Source organism: Stenotrophomonas sp. pho (assembly GCF_006228405.1).
Lineage (GTDB): Bacteria > Pseudomonadota > Gammaproteobacteria > Xanthomonadales > Xanthomonadaceae > Stenotrophomonas > Stenotrophomonas sepilia.
The window spans coordinates 917,275-935,940 of sequence record NZ_CP029759.1; the positions used below are offsets into that span (position 1 = coordinate 917,275).

At 65.1% G+C, this 18,666-nt stretch carries 15 protein-coding genes and 11 tRNA genes; 23 read left to right on the plus strand and 3 right to left on the minus strand.

Annotated elements, in window-relative coordinates:
* The first annotated feature begins 139 nt into the window (after positions 1–139).
* The 5 genes from grxC to DL544_RS04230 all read left to right on the plus strand — a co-directional run bounded on the left by grxC (position 140) and on the right by DL544_RS04230 (position 4,099).
* On the plus strand, positions 140–430 hold the full coding sequence (gene grxC / locus DL544_RS04210; RefSeq protein WP_004154541.1) for a glutaredoxin 3: 291 nt from the start codon (positions 140–142) through the stop codon (positions 428–430).
* Positions 427–819: a carboxymuconolactone decarboxylase family protein gene (locus DL544_RS04215; protein WP_004154542.1), complete on the plus strand. Its 393-nt coding sequence runs from the start codon at positions 427–429 to the stop codon at positions 817–819. The genes grxC and DL544_RS04215 overlap by 4 nt, the downstream gene beginning before the upstream one ends.
* A gap of 320 nt (positions 820–1,139) precedes the next feature.
* Positions 1,140–2,144 carry an isocitrate dehydrogenase gene (locus DL544_RS04220; RefSeq protein ID WP_139726772.1) on the plus strand — a complete coding sequence of 335 codons (1,005 nt, stop codon included), beginning with the start codon at positions 1,140–1,142 and terminating at the stop codon, positions 2,142–2,144.
* A 249-nt stretch (positions 2,145–2,393) separates the two neighbouring features.
* A complete protein-coding gene (locus tag DL544_RS04225) occupies positions 2,394–3,137 on the plus strand; it encodes a cysteine hydrolase family protein (protein ID WP_065179771.1) in 744 nt (247 codons plus the stop codon).
* Positions 3,138–3,190: 53 nt separating this feature from the next.
* On the plus strand, positions 3,191–4,099 hold the full coding sequence (locus DL544_RS04230; RefSeq protein ID WP_065179772.1) for a LysR family transcriptional regulator: 909 nt from the start codon (positions 3,191–3,193) through the stop codon (positions 4,097–4,099).
* 78 nt (positions 4,100–4,177) lie between these two features.
* On the opposite strand, the gene DL544_RS04235 is transcribed toward DL544_RS04230, so the two are convergent.
* Positions 4,178–4,936, minus strand: a complete 759-nt coding sequence (locus DL544_RS04235; protein WP_005415466.1) for a Bax inhibitor-1/YccA family protein — start codon at positions 4,934–4,936, stop codon at positions 4,178–4,180.
* Positions 4,937–5,116: 180 nt separating this feature from the next.
* On the opposite strand from DL544_RS04235, the gene DL544_RS04240 reads away from it, so the two are divergent.
* From DL544_RS04240 to DL544_RS04325, 18 genes are all read left to right on the plus strand, one after another.
* A tRNA-Pro gene (locus DL544_RS04240) sits at positions 5,117–5,193 on the plus strand.
* A 39-nt stretch (positions 5,194–5,232) separates the two neighbouring features.
* Positions 5,233–5,309 (plus strand) — tRNA-Arg (locus tag DL544_RS04245).
* 172 nt (positions 5,310–5,481) lie between these two features.
* Positions 5,482–5,558: transfer RNA gene (locus tag DL544_RS04250), tRNA-His, on the plus strand.
* A gap of 79 nt (positions 5,559–5,637) precedes the next feature.
* Positions 5,638–5,713: transfer RNA gene (locus tag DL544_RS04255), tRNA-Lys, on the plus strand.
* Positions 5,714–5,911: 198 nt separating this feature from the next.
* A tRNA-Lys gene (locus DL544_RS04260) sits at positions 5,912–5,987 on the plus strand.
* Positions 5,988–6,402: 415 nt separating this feature from the next.
* Positions 6,403–6,771, plus strand: a complete 369-nt coding sequence (locus tag DL544_RS04265; RefSeq protein ID WP_139726773.1) for a hypothetical protein — start codon at positions 6,403–6,405, stop codon at positions 6,769–6,771.
* A gap of 136 nt (positions 6,772–6,907) precedes the next feature.
* Positions 6,908–6,992: transfer RNA gene (locus tag DL544_RS04270), tRNA-Leu, on the plus strand.
* A gap of 190 nt (positions 6,993–7,182) precedes the next feature.
* Positions 7,183–8,478: a trigger factor gene (tig, locus tag DL544_RS04275; protein ID WP_005415468.1), complete on the plus strand. Its 1,296-nt coding sequence runs from the start codon at positions 7,183–7,185 to the stop codon at positions 8,476–8,478.
* Between the two features lie 75 nt (positions 8,479–8,553).
* Positions 8,554–9,180: an ATP-dependent Clp endopeptidase proteolytic subunit ClpP gene (clpP, locus tag DL544_RS04280; protein ID WP_004146318.1), complete on the plus strand. Its 627-nt coding sequence runs from the start codon at positions 8,554–8,556 to the stop codon at positions 9,178–9,180.
* 125 nt (positions 9,181–9,305) lie between these two features.
* Positions 9,306–10,595, plus strand: coding sequence for an ATP-dependent Clp protease ATP-binding subunit ClpX (gene clpX, locus DL544_RS04285; RefSeq protein ID WP_004154600.1), 1,290 nt, complete (start codon positions 9,306–9,308; stop codon positions 10,593–10,595).
* Between the two features lie 143 nt (positions 10,596–10,738).
* Positions 10,739–13,189, plus strand: coding sequence for an endopeptidase La (gene lon, locus DL544_RS04290; protein ID WP_005415470.1), 2,451 nt, complete (start codon positions 10,739–10,741; stop codon positions 13,187–13,189).
* A gap of 220 nt (positions 13,190–13,409) precedes the next feature.
* Positions 13,410–13,682, plus strand: a complete 273-nt coding sequence (locus DL544_RS04295) for an HU family DNA-binding protein (RefSeq protein WP_005408270.1) — start codon at positions 13,410–13,412, stop codon at positions 13,680–13,682.
* Positions 13,683–13,693: 11 nt separating this feature from the next.
* A tRNA-Val gene (locus DL544_RS04300) sits at positions 13,694–13,768 on the plus strand.
* A gap of 26 nt (positions 13,769–13,794) precedes the next feature.
* Positions 13,795–13,871 (plus strand) — tRNA-Asp (locus tag DL544_RS04305).
* An 82-nt stretch (positions 13,872–13,953) separates the two neighbouring features.
* Positions 13,954–14,030, plus strand: a tRNA-Asp gene (locus DL544_RS04310).
* Between the two features lie 86 nt (positions 14,031–14,116).
* A tRNA-Asp gene (locus DL544_RS04315) sits at positions 14,117–14,193 on the plus strand.
* Positions 14,194–14,299: 106 nt separating this feature from the next.
* Positions 14,300–14,376, plus strand: a tRNA-Asp gene (locus tag DL544_RS04320).
* 181 nt (positions 14,377–14,557) lie between these two features.
* Positions 14,558–16,513 carry a peptidyl-prolyl cis-trans isomerase gene (locus DL544_RS04325; RefSeq protein ID WP_065177988.1) on the plus strand — a complete coding sequence of 652 codons (1,956 nt, stop codon included), beginning with the start codon at positions 14,558–14,560 and terminating at the stop codon, positions 16,511–16,513.
* A 180-nt stretch (positions 16,514–16,693) separates the two neighbouring features.
* Here the strand turns inward: DL544_RS04325 and DL544_RS04330 are convergent, their stop codons facing one another.
* Together DL544_RS04330 and gloB are read right to left on the minus strand one after the other, a co-directional pair.
* A complete protein-coding gene (locus tag DL544_RS04330) occupies positions 16,694–17,896 on the minus strand; it encodes a lytic transglycosylase domain-containing protein (RefSeq protein ID WP_065185795.1) in 1,203 nt (400 codons plus the stop codon).
* Positions 17,893–18,657 carry a hydroxyacylglutathione hydrolase gene (gloB, locus tag DL544_RS04335; protein ID WP_065177986.1) on the minus strand — a complete coding sequence of 255 codons (765 nt, stop codon included), beginning with the start codon at positions 18,655–18,657 and terminating at the stop codon, positions 17,893–17,895. Before gloB ends, DL544_RS04330 begins: the two co-directional genes overlap by 4 nt.
* Between the last annotated feature and the right edge of the window lie 9 nt (positions 18,658–18,666).

Sequence of the window (18,666 nt, forward strand, 5' to 3'; positions counted from 1 at the left end):
GAAGGTCCTCGGGCGGGGCGCGCCAAGCGTGGCAGGGCGGGGGGCAACCATTCGTTAATCCACAGTGTTGCGGCCGTGGCGTGGAAATTCCAGCGCACCGGTACCATATGTAGACCGTCGATCCATCGTGGAGTTTCCCGTGACAGCCCAGACCGCCGGCGGTGCCCCCGCCATCACCATCTATTCCACTGCCGTCTGCCCGTATTGCGTGGCCGCCAAGAACTTCCTGAAGAGCAAGGGCCAGCAGTGGACCGAGGTCCGCATTGACCTGGACCCGGCCGAGCGCGAGAAGATGATGGCGCTGACCCGCCGCACCAGCGTGCCGCAGATCTTCGTCGGCGACGTCCATGTCGGCGGCTACGACGACATGATGGCCCTGCACCGTGAAGGCAAGCTCGAGCCGCTGCTGGCCGGGCAGGGCCAGGCATGAGCGCGGCCGACGACGGCAGCAAGGACCGCATCGCCGAGTTCACCGAGTTCCGCAAGCGCATGAACGAGCGCATCCTGGGCGAACCGAACCAGGTGGTGCGCCGCTTCTTCGCGCTGGATACGCAGACCTACCAGGCCGGCGCGCTGGACGTGAAGACCAAGGAGCTGCTGGGCCTGGTGGCCTCGATGGTGCTGCGCTGCGACGACTGCATCAGCTACCACGTGGCCCAGTGCAAGGACGCCGGGGTGACCCGCGAGGAGTTCTTCGAGACCTTCTCGGTCGGCCTGGTGGTGGGCGGCTCCATCGTGATCCCGCACCTGCGCCGCGCGGTCGACTTCCTCGACCAGCTGGAAGGCGGCGCCGCCGCGCCAGCCGCGCACGAGCACTGAGGGTCGTGCCGGCCAGCGGCCGGCATCCCCTGAACCCGACATGGCCGGGGTTGCCGGCCAGCGGCCGGCACTACCGGGCCCGCGAGGGGCCTGTCCCGCGATCCAACAGCCCAGGAGCCCCTTCTTGTTGAAGGGGCGCGCCGACAGGCGGGGGTAGAGGAGGGATGCGCGGGCAATTCTGCCTGAGCCGGGGACTGGGACCATGGTCTATTTGGGACCTCGGCCCCGGCTCAGGCATAATTGCCGGTGAAACTTCCTTTGCGCCGGCGTTTCCGGGCACGTCCGGACGGCGTTTTTCCCCCTGTTCGGAACATCGATCAATGACGCAGAAAATTACGGTCATCCGCGGCGACGGCATTGGCCCGGAAATCATGGACGCCACCATGTTCGTGCTCGACCAGCTCAAGACTGGCCTGGAGTACGAAGACGCCGACGCCGGCCTGGTGGCCCTGGAAAAGCACGGCGACCTGATGCCGGCGGTGACCCTGGAATCGATCGCGCGCAACAAGGTCGCGCTGAAGAGCCCGCTGACCACCCCGGTCGGCGGTGGCTTCACCTCGATCAACGTCAGCCTGCGCCGCCACTTCGACCTGTACGCCAACGTGCGTCCGGCCCACACCTTCCCGAACACCAAGTCGCGTTTCGACAACGTCGACCTGATCACCGTCCGTGAGAACACCGAAGGTGCCTACCTGGCCGAAGGCCAGGAAGTGTCGGCCGATGGCGAGACCGCCTTCTCCGGCACCCGCATCACCCGCAAGGGCTCCGAGCGCATCGTGCGCTACGCCTTCGAGCTGGCCAAGAGCACCGGCCGCAAGAAGGTCACCGCCGTGCACAAGGCCAACATCATCAAGTCGACCTCGGGCCTGTTCCTGAATGTCGCCCGTGAAGTCGCCGCGCAGTACCCGGACATCGAGTTCCAGGAAATGATCGTCGACAACTGCTGCATGCAGCTGGTGATGCGTCCGGAACAGTTCGATGTGATCGTCACCACCAACCTGTTCGGCGACATCATCTCCGACCTGTGCGCCGGCCTGGTCGGCGGCCTGGGCCTGGCTCCGGGTGCCAACATCGGCAAGGACGCGGCGATCTTCGAAGCCGTGCACGGCACCGCGCCGGACATCGCCGGCCAGGGCAAGGCCAATCCGTGTGCGCTGCTGCTGGCGGCCGCGCAGATGCTGGACCACATCGGCCAGCCGGAGAATGCCGAGCGCCTGCGCAAGGCCATCGTGGCGACCATGGAAGCCAAGGACTCGCTGACCGGCGACCTGGGTGGCACCGGTACCACCATGAGCTTTGCCCAGGCCATCGCCAGCCGCCTGTAAGCGGCCGGCCGACCTCGGTTGGATCCACAGCGGGGCGCCTTCGGGCGCCCCGTTGCGTTGTGGGTTGGCTCGGTAGATCCACGCCCTGCGTGGATGACGGGGCCCCTACGGTCCGCAGCCACCCATGGGGTGGCTCTACAGGGGATTTTCTGTGCGTATATCGCACAGATCATGTGCCGCTGGGCGGCTGGTTCGTGCGTAATGTGATCGGCATCCTGTGCCCACTTCCCAATGCACCGGAGCTTGAACATGAACCTCACCGCCTTCGGCTTGGCCAGCCTGATCGGCATGACCGCCACCCTCCCGCTTGCTGCTGCCGAGCCAGCCCATCCCACCATCCGCCATATGGCGGGTGCGCCGGTCGCGACCTCGCTGGATGCGGCGAAGACTGCCGTGCTGGTGATCGACTTCCAGAACGAGTACTTCGATGCCAAGGCCGTACCAGGCTTTGCGGGTGGCCGCATGGTCATTCCCGATGGCGAGGCCGCACTGCGCCAGGCCAGGCGGGTAGTCGAATTCGCCGATGCCCACGGCATCCGCGTGATCCATGTCCAGCACGTGCTGCCGGCCGGCGCACCCCTGTTCGCGCAGGGCAGCGTCAATGCCGCCTTCCATCGCGACCTGCAGCCGCGCCAGGGCGAGACCGTGGTGCAGAAGGACAATGTCAGCGTATTCGCCGGCGCGTCCGCCGCGGTGCTCGACCCGATGCTGAAGAACGCCGGCATCGACACCCTGATCGTCACCGGCCTGCAGACCCACGCCTGCGTGGCCGGTGCTGCGCGCGACGCGGCAGCGGCTCCGCGCGGCTACCGGGTGATCGTCTCGTCCGATGCCAGCGCCAGCCGCGATCTGGATCTGGCCGGCGGCCGTCGCATCGGCCATCGCGCGCTGCATGAGGCCTCGCTGGCGCAGATCGAAGACGCCTTCGGCGATGTCATGAGCACCGACGCGATCCTCGCGCTGCCGGTACGCAAGGCCGGTGACGGCGCTTGATAAGCTGGCGGGGCCCGCATGCCGTGGGCCCCGCCACGTGGAGCTGCCCGCCGATGGATCACTTCGCCGCCCTGCGTGCGCTGCGCGCCATCGTTGACGCGGGCAGTTTCACTGCGGCCGCCGAGCGCCTGGGGACCACCCACTCGGCGATGTCGCGGCAACTGCGGCAGCTGGAAGAGCACCTGCAGGTACGCCTGCTCGATCGCAACAGCCGTCGGCTGTCATTGACCGAGGCCGGGCGCGATTACTACCGCGAGGCGGCAACGCTGCTGGACCGCCTGCAGGAGGCGGATGATCGTGCTCGCGCCGGGCAGGCGCAGCCCAGCGGCAGCGTGCGGATCAGCGTGCCGCAGGTGGTGGCCAGCCAGGAGCTGCCCCACTGGCTGCCCTCGTTCCTGCAGCGTTACCCGCAGGTCACGCTGGACCTGTCGGCGGATGATCAGGTGGTGGATGTGGTCGGTGGTGGTTTCGACCTGGCGCTGCGCATTGCAGCTTCATTGCCGGACAGCCAACTGGTTGCGCGCGAGCTGGCCAGCTGCCCGCGCATCCTGGTCGCCGCACCGGTCTACCTGGCGCGCCATGGCCTGCCACGGCACGCTGTGGATCTGGAGCAGCACACGCTGCTGGGTTTCAGTCCCACGCCGTCAATGCCGCCCTGGCGGTTGCTGGGACCGCGCGGCGCCAGCGTGAGCGTTGAAGCCGGGCAGCGCCTGCGCGTGGATGCCACGCCCGCGCTGTACGCCGCCGCGCTGGCCGGAATGGGCATCAGCCTGTTCACCGCGCTGACCGTGCAGGAGGATCTGCGCGCCGGTCGTCTGATCCGCGTGCTGCCGGCCTGGCATGCCGGCCAGCGGCGCTACTTCGCGTTGTACCCGCATGCACGTGCGCTCGCGCCCAAGGTGCGAGCGCTGGTCGAACACCTTGCGGCGCACTACGCTGCACAGGCTGGCGTGGCTGGCTAGCCGGGAAATGCAGCCACGCGTTACAAAGAGAAAAGGGCGCCCCGAAGGCGCCCTTTGTCGTTCATGGCTCTGCCTGGTTCAGCGCTGCTGGATCTTCGACAGCAGGCGCAGGAACTCCACATACAGCCAGACCAGGGTCACCATCAGGCCGAATGCGCCATACCACTCCATGTACTTGGGCGCGCGCTGGGCCACGCCGGTCTCGATGAAATCGAAGTCCAGCACCAGGTTCAGCGCGGCCACGACCACCACGAAGAGGCTGAAGGCAATGCCCAGCCAGCTGGAGTCGTGGATCACCGGCACGTTGATGTTGAAGAAGCCCAGCACGAACGAGGCCAGGTAGAGCAGGGCGATGCCGCCGGTGGCGGCCACCACGCCCATCTTGAAGTTCTCGGTGGCCTTGATCAGGCCGCTGCGGTATGCGAACAGCAGGGCGGCCAGGGTGCCGAAGGTCAGCAGTACCGCCTGGAACACAATGCCCGGGTACTTCATGTTGAACAGGGCCGACACGGCGCCCAGGAACAGGCCTTCGACCAGTGCGTACATCGGCGCGGTGACCGGCGACCATTCCTTCTTGAAGATGGTGATCAATGCCAGCACCAGGCCGCCGATCGCGCCACCGATGGCGTACAGGCTCGCGCTGCCGGAAATCTGGCCGTACTCGTCGACCGCCTGGCTCCAGGCGAACGCCGCGGTCAGCACGGTCAACAGCAGCAGGATGCCGGTCTTGTTGGCGGTGCCGTTGAGGGTCATGGCCTGGTCGGGGCTGGTCACTACCGAGCCACTGGCGAGGTCGAGGAAAGTCGACTCGGAAAGAGCCGGGTTGCCGCTGCGCATGCGTGTTCTCCGTGCGAATGAAGGTCGGGACGGCCATCCGGCCGATGGGCGTCAGCATAGCCGATGACTGCTTTCGGCGTTGTGGCAGGCCCGGGATCTGTGCATCCTTCGTTGACAGTTCCCAACGCGCTTGGCGACAATGACCAACTCCCCGGGCCCAACCCGAGGGGATTGCAAGACCGGGGTATAGCGCAGTCTGGTAGCGCGCCTGCTTTGGGAGCAGGATGTCGGGGGTTCGAATCCCTCTACCCCGACCAATCCCACGCCACGTCGGATTGGACACCGTTCCGGTTCGGGCGCCCGTAGCTCAACTGGATAGAGCACCGGCCTTCTAAGCCGGCGGTTACAGGTTCGATTCCTGTCGGGCGCGCCATTGGCGAGCACCGGGATCGCATCGACGGATGTGAAGAAGTGCTTGCAAAAGCGCAAGGACTCCACCAGAATATCGGACTCGCTTCGGCGGACCGCAGCTTCGGTGAAAGTCCCCAGGCAATGTTCAAGGTTCCAGCGTCAGTGATATCGGCGATGGAGCGAAAGTTTCAGTGGTGGCTGTAGCTCAGTTGGTTAGAGTACCGGATTGTGATTCCGGTGGTCGGGGGTTCGAATCCCCTCAGCCACCCCACTGATTCAACCGCATCGGCGCAGCCGAAACGGTATTGCAATAAACAGAAGGCACGCTACAATGTGCGTCTGAGTTTCACGGGCCGTTAGCTCAGTTGGTAGAGCAGTTGACTCTTAATCAATAGGTCCAAGGTTCGAATCCTTGACGGCCCACCAAGACAGAAGCCACCTGGTACGCCAGGTGGCTTTTTTCTTATAGGTGTGACTCCCATCGTTCCGATGGATCACGCGTTGCAGAACCCGTTTGGCGTGGATCTGCAGCAGGAGCGGGCCCCGCAGTGCTGGTTTCAACCACGTTGAAAAAAGTGCTTGCACCCACCCAGCGGATCGGGTCATAATTCGCGCCCCGATTTCGGGCTGTTAGCTCAGTTGGTAGAGCAGTTGACTCTTAATCAATAGGTCCAAGGTTCGAATCCTTGACAGCCCACCAGACAAAAGCCACTTGGTCCGCCAAGTGGCTTTTTTCTTGCCTGTTCGCTGAGGGGTATCTGCAGATGCCAGCGGTGCTGGCTGGAGTGGAGCCCCCTTGAGTCAAGGGGGCACGGCGAAGCCGCGGGGATGTGGCGGCTGATGAAGTGGGGCCCGCGCTTTGCCGCGCAAAGCGTGGGGCTGCGGCGCGAATGCGCGGCAGCTTCCCACTTGGTCCGCCAAGTGGCTTTTTTCTTGCCTGTTCGCTGGGGGATTTCATCCACGCCTGGCGTGGATCGACTGAAGCAATGCTGAAATCAGCGGCATACACGTCATCAGTGTTTTCAATGCTGTGCGCTGCATCTCACCGCATCGCGTCCTGCATCGCACCCAATGGATCTTCCGCGCCGACGGCGCATGCACGAAGGACGATGTTGATGGCTCATATCAATCGATTGCACCGCACGCTGTGGGTTTCCTTCGCGTTGCTGGCACTGGCGGCCTGCGCGCCCGCCGACGATCCCGCGCAGACCGTCGAACGCGATGCTGGCACGGAGAGCGCTCCTGCACGCCCGGTCGGTGAGGCCATGCAGATGCAGCCGGCTCAGCCGGCAGAGCGGGAGGCCCTGCCCGATGCGGTGGACGTGCAGCGCAATGCGGATGGTTCGGTGGATGTGCGCAAGGCCACGCCGGAGCCGGCGGCCCTGCGGCGCACCGGCGACGGGGGCGTGGAGATCCGCAAGGTGGATCCTGCAGCCGGGCAGGGTGCCGATACGGCGTCGGCCAAGGCCAGGCCGCAGCAGTGAACCCCGCCACCCCGGATGAGCTTGCGCTCGCCGGGGTGGTTCAACGCGCGGGCTGCGCACCATTGCCATGTTCAGTTTTGTGCAGGCCTTCCGCTTCCCGCCATCGCCTGCGACAATGAACACCTGCGCCGGCCACGCGAAAGTGGCGGAATTGGTAGACGCCCTGGATTTAGGTTCCAGTGCCGCAAGGCGTGGGGGTTCGAGTCCCCCCTTTCGCACCAGTGCCGGCCTGTCCCCGCCCTGATCGGGCCATCTGCGCCCCCCTTGACCGGCACGCGCTGGCAGTGCAAGCCGAATTGGGCGAAACTAAAGGGCTGCGGCAAGCAGGCGCGTCCCAGACGTCGCGTCCTTACAACCGTTTCATCCCAATCATCGAGCCGGGGGCCTGGGCCACCGGTGGCAGGAGTCAACATGCAAGCTTCGATCGAATCCACCGGCAACCTGGAACGCCGCCTGAGCTTCTCGCTGCCGGAAGAGCGTCTGCAGAGCCACATCGTCGGCCGCCTCGGCGAAATCGCCCGTACCACCCGCATCAAGGGTTTCCGCCCGGGCAAGGTGCCGGCCAAGGTGATCGAGCAGCGCTTCGGCGCGCAGGTCCGTGGCGAGGCGCTGGACGGCCTGCTGCGCGAAACCTTCGATGCAGCCGTGCGCGAGCACGACCTGCGCATCGTCGGCAGCCCGCGCATCGACAAGGGCGACGAGGGTGAGTTCTCCTTCGTCGCCACCGTGGAAGTGGTGCCGGACTTCGGCGACATCGACGTCAGCAAGCTGACCGTCGTGCGCCATACCGCCGAGATCACCGACGCCGACATCGACCAGATGATCGAGAACCTGCAGAACCAGCGCCGTACCTGGGCCCCGGTCAGCCGTGGCGCGCAGGACGGTGACCTGGTCGCGGTGGAAACCTGGTCGCAGGCCGGCGAAGAGCGCCTGCCGGCCGAGGGCACCGAGAAGGGTTCGATCGTGCTCGGCCAGGGCATGATGTTCGACACCATCGAGAAGGGCCTGGTCGGCCTGGCCAAGGGCGAAGAGAAGACCCTGGACGTCGAGTTCCCGGCTGACTGGCGCGTGCCGGTGCTGGCCGGCAAGACCGTGCAGGTCACCGTCAAGGTCACCGAGGTCTCCGAGCCGGTCGTGCCGGCGGTCGACGAAGCCTTCATCAAGAGCTTCGGCGTGAAGGGCGGCGATGTGGAGCAGTTCCGCAGCGACATCCGCGCCAACCTGGAGCGCGAGCTGAAGGGTGCGTTGATGAACCGCCTGCGCCGCGAAGTGGGCGAGCAGCTGATCGCGGCCTACTCCTCGGTCGAAATGCCGCCGCGCCTGGTCGAAAACGAAGCCCGCGCCATGCTGGCCCAGCAGGTCGAGCAGCTGCGCCGCAACGGCCAGAACGTCGGCGAGATCCCGGCCGATGCCCACGAAGGCTTCAAGGACGCTGCCGCCAAGCGCGTGCTGGTCGGCCTGCTGGTCGGTGAAGTGGCCCGCATCAACGACCTGCGCCTGGAAGCCAAGCGCCTGAATGAAACGATGCGTCTGATCGCTTCGACCTACGAAGAGCCGGAGCAGGTCATTGAGATGTACCGCAACGACCCCCAGTTGATGTCTGGCCTGCAGAACCGTGTGATGGAAGAGCAGGTGATCGACTGGATCGCCGAGCGTGCCCAGCACACCGAAGAGAAGCTGTCGTTCCAGGACGCGATCCGCCAGTAAGCCCGGGCGGATCACCGGATGCCCCGCGCCTTTGCCGGCGCGGGGTTGTTGCCCCCAAGATAGGTACCTCACGTAATGGACAACCGAACCAAAGCCCTGAACCTGGTTCCGATGGTGGTCGAGCAGACCAGCCGCGGCGAGCGTGCCTACGACATCTATTCGCGCCTGTTGAAGGAGCGCCTGATCTTCCTCGTGGGTCCGATCGACGATCACATGGCCAACGTGGTGGTGGCGCAGCTGCTGTTCCTTGAATCGGAAAACCCGGAAAAGGACATCAACATCTACATCAACTCGCCGGGTGGCGTGGTCACCGCCGGCATGGCGATCTACGACACCATGCAGTACATCAAGCCGAATGTGAGCACCACCTGCATCGGCCAGGCCGCCTCGATGGGCGCCCTGCTGCTGGCCGCGGGCGAAGCCGGCAAGCGCTATGCGCTGCCGAACTCGCGCGTGATGATCCATCAGCCGCTGGGTGGCTACCAGGGCCAGGCCACCGACATCGACATCCACGCGCGCGAGATCCTGACCCTGCGTTCGCGCCTGAACGAGGTGCTGGCCAAGCACACCGGCCAGTCGCTGGAGACGATCGCCCGTGATACCGAGCGCGACAACTTCAAGAGCGCCTTCGAGGCGCAGGCCTACGGTCTGGTCGATCAGGTCCTGGAGCGTCGTCCGGATGAGTCGATCCAGGCCGGCTGACCGGCCTTCACGGGGCCAGGGAGGCCTCGTTCCTGCAGGGTCGGGTGGGACTGGTGTCCCCTCGGCCCTGTGCTATTCTCGAATCGAACCCCCGTTCAGCGGGGGGGTAACTGGGTAAGCGAAGCATGAGCGAAGACCGCCAAGGTCGTTCCACGGACACCGGCAAGATCCTCTACTGCTCTTTCTGCGGCAAGAGCCAGCATGAAGTGCGCAAGCTGATTGCGGGTCCGAGCGTGTTCATCTGCGATGAGTGCGTGGAGCTGTGCAACGACATCATCCGTGAGGAACTTGAGGAAAAGGCGCAGTCGGCGCGCAGTTCGCTGCCCAAGCCGCGCGAGATCCTCGAGGTCCTCGACCAGTACGTGATCGGCCAGAACCGTGCCAAGCGCACGCTGGCAGTGGCCGTGTACAACCACTACAAGCGCATCGAGAGCCGGCAGAAGAACGACGACGTCGAACTGGCGAAGTCGAACATCCTGCTGGTCGGCCCGACCGGTTCGGGCAAGACGCTGCTGGCCGAGACCCTGGCCCGCCTGCTCAACGTGCCGTTCACCATGGCCGACGCCACCACGCTGACCGAAGCCGGTTACGTGGGCGAGGACGTGGAGAACATCATCCAGAAGCTGCTGCAGAAGTGCGACTACGACGTCGAGAAGGCGCAGCAGGGCATCGTCTACATCGATGAAATCGACAAGATCTCGCGCAAGAGCGAGAACCCGTCGATCACCCGCGACGTGTCCGGCGAAGGCGTGCAGCAGGCCCTGCTGAAGCTGATCGAAGGCACCGTGGCCAGCGTTCCGCCGCAGGGCGGCCGCAAGCACCCGCAGCAGGAATTCCTGCAGGTGGACACCAAGAACATCCTGTTCATCTGCGGCGGCGCGTTTGCCGGGCTGGACAAGGTGATCCAGGCGCGTTCCACCGACGTCGGCAGCATCGGCTTCGGCGCCAAGGTGAAGAGCAGCGAGCGCAAGCAGGAAGTGGGCAAGGTGCTGGCGGAAGTCGAGCCGGAAGACCTGATCAAGTTCGGCCTGATTCCCGAGTTCGTCGGCCGCCTGCCGGTGGTCGCGACCCTGGAGGAGCTGGACGAGCCGGCCCTGATCAAGATCCTGACCGAGCCGAAGAACGCCATCACCAAGCAGTTCAAGAAGCTGTTCGAGATGGAGAACGTCGAGCTGGAGTTCCGTCCGGACGCTTTGTCGGCCATCGCCAGGAAGGCGCTCAAGCGCAAGACCGGCGCCCGTGGCCTGCGCACCATCGTCGAATCGGTCCTGCTGGACACCATGTATGACCTGCCGTCGCAGGAGAACGTCAGCAAGGTGGTCGTGGACGAATCGGTGATCGAGCACAAGTCCGAGCCGTACCTGATCTACCAGACCCCGGCGGCCCCTGAACAGAAGGCCGCAGGCGCCGAGTGATCCTTCCAGGTTGTTGATTGGAAAGGATTTTCAAGGAATGCCTTGCATCTGAAAGCCGATGGCCCCATAACGGGGCCATCGGCTTTTTTTGTCTCCGGAAGATGCCCTCCCGGAGGCGGTTTTCCCCCTTCCCTGGAGCCCCCATGGCCCGTTCCCCAAGTGAAACCCTCGACCTGCCGGTCCTGCCGCTGCGCGACGTAGTGGTGTTCCCGCACATGGTCATCCCGCTGTTCGTCGGCCGTGACAAGTCCATGCACGCGCTCGAACAGGCAATGGAGGCGGACAAGCGCATCCTGCTGCTGGCGCAGAAGTCGGCCGAGACCGACGACCCGCATGCGGCCGACCTCTACCAGGTTGGCACGCTGGCGCAGGTGCTGCAGCTGCTGAAGCTGCCCGACGGCACCATCAAGGTGCTGGTTGAAGGCCTGTCGCGCGTGCAGGTCACCCACGTCGACGAGCGCGACGGCTCGCTGCATGGCCAGGCCGTGGAGATCGACGCCACCGACGAGCGCGAGGCGCGCGAGGTCGAGGCGATTGCCCGCTCGCTGATGTCGCTGTTCGAGCAGTACGTGAAGACCAACCGCAAGCTGCCGCCGGAGCTGCTGCAGACGCTGTCGGGCATCGATGAGCCGGCGCGCCTGGCCGACACCATCGCTGCGCACATCAGCGTGCGCCTGGCCGACAAGCAGCGCCTGCTGGAAACGCTGGCCGTCGGTGACCGCCTGGAGATGCTGGTCGGCCTGGTCGACGGCGAGATCGACGTGCAGCAGATGGAGAAGCGCATCCGCGGCCGCGTGAAGTCGCAGATGGAGAAGAGCCAGCGCGAGTACTACCTCAACGAACAGATGAAGGCCATCCAGAAGGAACTGGGTGACCTGGACGACGCGCCGGGCGAGCTGGAAGAACTGGCCCGCAAGATTGCCGAGGCCGGCATGCCGAAGGCGGTTGAAGCCAAGGCGCGCAATGAACTGAACAAGCTCAAGCAGATGTCGCCGATGTCGGCCGAAGCCGCCGTCGTGCGCAACTACCTGGAGTGGCTGCTGGGCGTGCCGTGGAAGAAGCGCAGCAAGGTGCGCAAGGACCTGAAGGTCGCGCAGGATACGCTCGATGCCGACCACTACGGCCTGGAGAAGGTCAAGGAGCGCATTCTTGAATACCTGGCGGTGCAGTCGCGCGTGAAGCAGATGAAGGGCCCGATCCTGTGCCTGGTCGGGCCGCCGGGCGTGGGCAAGACCTCGCTGGGCCAGTCCATTGCCAAGGCCACCAACCGCAAGTTCGTGCGCATGTCGCTGGGCGGCGTTCGCGACGAGGCCGAAATCCGTGGCCACCGCCGTACCTACGTCGGTTCCATGCCGGGCCGCATCGTGCAGAACCTCAACAAGGTCGGCAGCAAGAACCCGCTGTTCGTGCTCGACGAGATCGACAAGATGTCGATGGACTTCCGTGGCGATCCGTCTTCGGCGCTGCTGGAAGTGCTCGATCCGGAGCAGAACAACGCATTCAACGACCACTACCTGGAAGTGGACCTGGACCTGTCCGAAGTGATGTTCGTGGCGACCTCGAACTCGCTCAACATTCCCGGCCCGCTGCTGGACCGCATGGAAGTGATCCGCATCCCCGGCTACACCGAGGACGAGAAGCTCAACATCGCGACCCGCTACCTGGTGCCGAAGCAGGTCAAGGCCAACGGCCTGCAGCCGGAAGAGCTGGAGATCGGCAGTGATGCCATCCAGGACATCGTGCGCTACTACACGCGTGAATCGGGCGTGCGCAACCTGGAACGCGAGATCGCCAAGATCTGCCGCAAGGTGGTGAAGGAGATCGCGCTGGCTGGCCCGCAGCCGGCAGCGAAGGCGAAGAAGGGCGCGAAGAAGAAGGCGCTGGTGAGCGTGTCCAGCAAGAACCTGGACAAGTACCTGGGCGTGCGTCGCTTCGACTTCGGCCGTGCCGAGGAAGAGAATGAAATCGGCCTGGTCACCGGCCTGGCCTGGACCGAAGTCGGTGGCGACCTGCTGCAGATCGAATCGACCCTGGTGCCGGGCAAGGGCCAGCTGATCCTGACCGGCCAGCTCGGCAACGTGATGAAGGAATCGGCGTCGGCGGCGCTGTCGGTGGTGCGTTCGCGCGCGGTCGGCTTCGGCATCGACAGCGACTTCCTGCAGAAGCACGACGTACACCTGCACGTGCCCGATGGCGCCACGCCGAAGGATGGCCCGAGTGCCGGCGCGGCGATGGTCACCTCGCTGGTGTCGATGCTGACCAGGGTGCCGGTGCGCGCCGATGTGGCGATGACCGGCGAGATCACCCTGCGTGGTCGCGTCACTGCCATCGGTGGCCTGAAGGAGAAGCTGCTGGCTGCACTGCGTGGCGGCATCCGCACGGTCATCATCCCGGAAGAGAACCGCAAGGACCTGGCCGACATCCCGGCCAACGTCACCCGCGATCTGAAGATCGTGCCGGTGAAGTACATCGAAGAAGTCCTGGACCTGGCGCTGGAGCGTCCGTTGGCACCGAAGAAGGCGCGCAAGAGTGCGCAGCGTGTCACGGTGCGCAGCAAGGCCAAACCGAGTGGAAACGCGCGCGTCAAGCATTGACGCGCGCTGTCCAATGGCCCGAAACCCGCGTCGTTGCTGGCTTTCCAGCTTGCGTGGGGGTAGGGCCACTGGTATAAAAGCAGCACTCGCGAATGAGTGGTCGCAGTCTGGTGATCGCTGGAATTCGGCGAACCGTTTCCACATGGCGGCCGCATGCAGATGGCGTGCGGTTGCTTCCCTGTCGAATAAGCGGAACCCACCGCCAAAGGAGTTGTAGAGAATGAACAAGACCGAATTGATCGATGCCGTTGCTGAAGCTGCCGACCTGACCAAGGCAGAGTCCAGCCGCGCTGTCGATGCCGTCGTTGCTGCCATCACCAAGGCGCTGAAGGACGGCGATGCGGTCACCCTGGTTGGCTTCGGTACCTTCCAGGTCCGCGACCGTGCTGCCCGCACCGGCCGCAACCCGAAGACCGGCGACACCATCAAGATCGCTGCTTCGAAGAATCCGTCGTTCAAGGCTGGCAAGGCCCTGAAGGATGCTGTAAACTAAGCGGCTCGCTGGGGTGCTTAGCTCAGCGGTAGAGCGTCTCCTTTACACGGAGAGGGTCGGGGGTTCGAAACCCTCAGCACCCACCACAGCACCGCGGTAAAAGTTTGAGTGTGGAGCGGTAGTTCAGCTGGTTAGAATGCTGGCCTGTCACGCCGGAGGTCGCGGGTTCGAGTCCCGTCCGCTCCGCCATTCAACGAGGCCTCCGGCCAAAAGCTGGAGGCTTTGTTTTCTCCCCGGTCCAGGCCGGCTGAAAGCAAAAAAGTAACAACGCGGAGCGGTAGTTCAGCTGGTTAGAATGCTGGCCTGTCACGCCGGAGGTCGCGGGTTCGAGTCCCGTCCGCTCCGCCAGTACATCGAGGCCCCCGGTTCAAGGCTGGGGGCCTTGTCTTCTCACCGAGAGGTTCGGGAGGAAGGCGAAAAGTCTTTGCAAGAACGGAGCGGTAGTTCAGCTGGTTAGAATGCTGGCCTGTCACGCCGGAGGTCGCGGGTTCGAGTCCCGTCCGCTCCGCCATTGCAGACTTCTTAAGTCCCTGTGAAAAAACTTTGAAAAAAGTGTTCATCGGGCTGGGTTTCCAGCGAGTCTTCGGATATACTGGGCACCTGCAAAGTTCAAGCGCGGAGCGGTAGTTCAGCTGGTTAGAATGCTGGCCTGTCACGCCGGAGGTCGCGGGTTCGAGTCCCGTCCGCTCCGCCAACTCTAAAAGCCCTCAGCGCAAGCCGGGGGCTTTTTCTTTGCGCCAGGATGGAGTTGGCCGATGCACTGATGGTGCGTGCCTGCGCAAGTGGGCGCAGGCCGCGTCGGTGCTGCTTTTGGTCCCTGCGGCGAAGCGGGTTACACTGCCGGGCTCGCCAATCAGGCCTTGTGATTCCTCACCATGCTGCAGAAACTCCGCGACAAGACCTCAGGCTGGATCGTCACCGTGATCCTGGGGCTGCTGATGATTCCGTTCCTGTTCGTGATCGACAACAGCTACCTCGGTGGCGTTGGCGCACAGAACGTGGCCAAGGTTTCCGCGCCGCCCACCTGGTGGCGTTCGGCGCCGTCGTGGTGGCCGGTGCGCATGCTGTGGCAGCACCATGAGATCAGCTCGCAGGATTTCCGCACGCGTTTCGAGCAGGAGCGCATGCGTGAGCGCCAGCAGCAGGGCGACAACTTCGACCCGCGCGCGTTCGAGAGCACCGAGAACAAGATGGCCGTGCTCGATCAGCTGATCGACGAACAGGTCGTGCGCCTGGTCGGTGAACAGGCGGGCGTGGTGATCGGCGACGGCGCTGTGCGCGAATACATCGCGACCATGCCGGCGTTCCTCGATTCGAACGGCAAGTTCAACGAGAACAACTACCGGCTGGCATTGGCCGGTGGCAATCCGCCGCGTACCCCGACCCAGTTCCAGGAACTGGTGCGTGAGAGCCTGCAGCAGTCGGTGATCCCATCGGGCCTGCAGAGCTCCGGCTTCGTCACCCAGGCCGAGACCGAGCGCCTGTTGAAGCTGCTGGGCGAAACCCGCGACGTCGAGCTGGCCGCGTTGCCGCCCGTACCGGCCGATACCGCGCCGGTCACCGATGATCAGATCAAGCAGTGGTACGACAGCCACGGCAAGGATTTCCGCCAGGCCGAGAGCGTGTCGCTGGAGTACGTCGAGATCAACGGTGCGAACCTGCCGGCACCGACCCCGGCCGATGAAGCGACCCTGCGCAAGCGCTATGAAGAGGAAAAGGCAAAGTTCACCTCGCCGGAGCAGCGCCAGGCCTCGCACATCCTGATCACCGGTGACGGCGCCGAAGCCAAGGCGAACAGGATCGCTGCCGAAGCCAAGGCGGCCGGTGCCGACTTCGCTGCGCTGGCCAAGGCCAATTCGGAAGATCCGGGCTCCAAGGACCAGGGCGGTGAGCTGGGTTGGGTCGAGCGCGGTGCGATGGTCAAGCCGTTCGAGGACGCGCTGTTTGCGGCCAAGGCCGGTGACGTGATCGGCCCGGTCAAGACCGAGTTCGGTTACCACATCATCAAGGTGGCCGCTGTGCGCGGTGGCCAGGGCAAGTCGTTCGAGGAAGTGCGTGACACGCTGGCTGCCGAGCAGCTGAAGGCCGACGGCGAGCGCGGCTTCAACGAACTGGCCGGTCGCCTGGTCGATGCCATCAACAAGAGCCCGAGCGACCTGGCGGCCGCCGCCAAGGAAGTGAACCTGCCGCTGCAGACCCTGGGCCCGATCACCCGCGCGACCGCCAGCGGCATCGCCGCTGACCCGGCCGTGCTGCGTGCCGCCTTCTCCGACGTGCTGGTGCAGGACGGTACCGCCAGTGACCCGATCGCCCTGGGCGGCGCGACCAACCACAGCGTGGTCATCCGTGTGGCTGCACACACCCCGGAACAGGCCCTGCCGCTGGACAAGGCCCGTGACCAGGTGATCGCTGCGATCCGTGCTGATCGCCAGCGCCAGGCCAGCGACAAGGCGGCCGATGCCATCCTGGCCAAGCTGAAGGCGGGCGCCACCCTGCAGTCGCTGGCCGCCAGCGAGAAGCTGCAGCTGAGCCCGATGCCGGGCCTGCCGCGCAGCCAGCCGGTGCCGACCCCGGAAATCAACCGCGCGATCTTCAGTGCGCCGGTGCCGGCTGAAGGCAAGCCGAGCTATGGCAAGGTCGACGTCAATGGCCACGCGCTGCTGTTCGCGGTGAACAAGGTCAATCCGGGCGACATCAAGGAAGTGACTGCAGAGCAGCAGAAGCAGCTGAAGGAACAGCTGAGCCAGATCGACGGCATGGCCGCAGCCAAGGCCTACATCGAAGCGATGCGCAAGAAGTTCATGATCCAGACCACCGAAGCGAACCTGTAAGCCTCGCGGCGGCACCCATGAGAGAGGCCCGGCAATGCCGGGCCTTTTTTGTGCCTGCCGATGCGTAGCGTCGAGCCATGCTCGACTGCGCCTGCTGGGCGCAGGCATGAAAAAAGCCGAGCGTGGGCTCGGCTCTCCAGAACAAAGGGGCGGGCAGGGCGCGGCGGTGCCGCGCCGGACTCAGTCCTCCACGCGCAGCACGGCGCCCGGCTTCAGCACGCTGCTGCCGCTCAGGCCGTTCAGCGACAGTAGCGCCTTGACCGGCATGCCATAGCGGCGGGCGATGGTCCAGGCCGATTCACCATCCCGCACGGTGTGGCGACGACTGCGCGGACGATCGGCGATCGCGGCCACGGTCTTGGCGACCTGTGGCGCTGGCGAGGCGGCGGCAACAGGTACGCTACTGGCCACCAGTGCGGTGGCGGTGTCCGCCACGGTCGCGCTGGCGGCCGAGACCGGCGCCAGCACGCGGGTGGTGCCGGACGAGACGCGCCCACCGCCCGCCAGGGCGGGGTTGAGGCGGACGATCCTGGCCGGGTCCAGGGCACGCTGTGCGGCCCACTGCTGGACGCTGGTGCCGGCGGGCAAGGTGTGGTCCTTCAGTACGGGCACGGTGCGGTCCAGCGAGGCCATGACACCTGGCTGGTCTTCCACATCTTCCAGCACGCAGGCCAGGGCATGCAGCTTCTCGACGTAGGCATGGGTGACCGGCGACAGGCCGGGCAGCGCCGAGGGCTTGGCGTTCTGCGCGTTCATGCCGGCCTTGCGCATCGATTGCAGCACGCGGTACTCGCCGGCGTTGTAGGCCATGGTGGCCAGGCGCCAGTCGCCGCCGAACATGCCGTGCAGGGTCTTCAGGTAGCGCACTGCGGCCTGGGTGGAATCGACCGCCGACAGGCGCCCGTCGTAGCCGTTGGCCATGGGCACGCGGTGATTGCGCGCAGTGGTGGCGATGAACTGCCACAGGCCGGTCGGGCCGCTGCCATTGCGTGCATTGGGCCGGTAACCGCTTTCCACGAACGGAATCAGCGCGAACTCGGTAGGCAGGTTGGCCTTGCGCAGCTCTTCGACCACATAGCCGAACAGCACCAGTGCATCGTCATCCTGGTTGGCCAGGCGCGACGGGGCGTGGGCGAACTGCTTCTGCCAGCGCGGGCTGGTGGCCTCGGCATTGCAGGTGGGCTCGGCCAGGCCGTCGCGGAAGCTGGAGAAGATCTCCTGGCCGTTGCGGACCGACGCGGCCGGCAACGCGGCCGGATCCAGCGGCAGGGCCGCGGCGGCGGTCAGGTTCTGGCCGATGCCAGCGCCCAGCGACTGGGCGCCGGCGGTTCCGGCCAGCCCCAGGACCAGGCCCAGGGCCAGCGGCAGACTTCGGCGCATCATGCGCGGAAGCCGTCTTTCCAGTGCCGGAGACCGGCCATCACGTCGACGTCGTCAACGACGTCACGGCCCAGGTGCGCCGACACCGACGCGCGGATCGGCGCAGTGTGCACACGCAGGAACGGATTGCAGTCGAATTCGCTGGCCAGGGTTACCGGCAGGGTGGAACGGTCATCGCGGCGCATGGCCAAAGCCTCCTCTTGGCGCTGCCGCAAGGCAGCGTTGGCGGGGTCGACATGCCGCGCGAAGACGGCATTTGACACGGTGTACTCATGAGCGCAACAAAGCAGCAGTTGCGCGGGCAAGGTACCCAGCTTGCGCATCGATGCCAGCAGCTGGGACGGCGTACCTTCGAACAGGCGTCCACAGCCCAGGCTGAACAACGAATCTCCGCTGAAAAGATGTTCAGCAGTGTGAAACGCGATGTGGCTGCGGGTATGCCCGGGCACGGATAGTACGTGGAACGCCTGACCCAGTGCCTGAACGCGTTCACCTTCGCCGACCCGTTCGGTTGCCGTGGGGATGCGCTCCTCGACGGGTGCGATCACCCGGACTCCAGGAAAACGTGCCTGCAGCACCGGCACGCCACCGATGTGGTCATCGTGATGATGGGTGAGCAGGATCGTGTCCACGCGCAGGCCCTGATCGGCGAGCGCAAGCACCGGCGCGGCATCGCCGGGATCGACGACCACGGCGTTACCGTCGTCGTCGATCAAGGTCCAGATGTAGTTGTCCGCAAATGCGGGCAGGGCAGTCAGTCGCATAGAATTGGA

Excerpts from the sequence above, each read along its gene's own strand:
- DL544_RS04295 (WP_005408270.1), top strand. The coding sequence starts at position 13,410 with ATGAACAAGACCGAATTGATCGATGCCGTTGCTGAAGCTGCCGACCTG.
- DL544_RS04265 (WP_139726773.1), top strand. The coding sequence starts at position 6,403 with ATGGCTCATATCAATCGATTGCACCGCACGCTGTGGGTTTCCTTCGCG.
- tig (WP_005415468.1), top strand. The coding sequence starts at position 7,183 with ATGCAAGCTTCGATCGAATCCACCGGCAACCTGGAACGCCGCCTGAGC.
- gloB (WP_065177986.1), bottom strand. The coding sequence starts at position 18,657 with ATGCGACTGACTGCCCTGCCCGCATTTGCGGACAACTACATCTGGACC.
- DL544_RS04225 (WP_065179771.1), top strand. The coding sequence starts at position 2,394 with ATGAACCTCACCGCCTTCGGCTTGGCCAGCCTGATCGGCATGACCGCC.
- DL544_RS04330 (WP_065185795.1), bottom strand. The coding sequence starts at position 17,896 with ATGATGCGCCGAAGTCTGCCGCTGGCCCTGGGCCTGGTCCTGGGGCTG.
- lon (WP_005415470.1), top strand. The coding sequence starts at position 10,739 with ATGGCCCGTTCCCCAAGTGAAACCCTCGACCTGCCGGTCCTGCCGCTG.
- DL544_RS04325 (WP_065177988.1), top strand. The coding sequence starts at position 14,558 with ATGCTGCAGAAACTCCGCGACAAGACCTCAGGCTGGATCGTCACCGTG.
- clpX (WP_004154600.1), top strand. The coding sequence starts at position 9,306 with ATGAGCGAAGACCGCCAAGGTCGTTCCACGGACACCGGCAAGATCCTC.
- DL544_RS04220 (WP_139726772.1), top strand. The coding sequence starts at position 1,140 with ATGACGCAGAAAATTACGGTCATCCGCGGCGACGGCATTGGCCCGGAA.
- DL544_RS04230 (WP_065179772.1), top strand. The coding sequence starts at position 3,191 with ATGGATCACTTCGCCGCCCTGCGTGCGCTGCGCGCCATCGTTGACGCG.
- clpP (WP_004146318.1), top strand. The coding sequence starts at position 8,554 with ATGGACAACCGAACCAAAGCCCTGAACCTGGTTCCGATGGTGGTCGAG.
- DL544_RS04215 (WP_004154542.1), top strand. The coding sequence starts at position 427 with ATGAGCGCGGCCGACGACGGCAGCAAGGACCGCATCGCCGAGTTCACC.
- DL544_RS04235 (WP_005415466.1), bottom strand. The coding sequence starts at position 4,936 with ATGCGCAGCGGCAACCCGGCTCTTTCCGAGTCGACTTTCCTCGACCTC.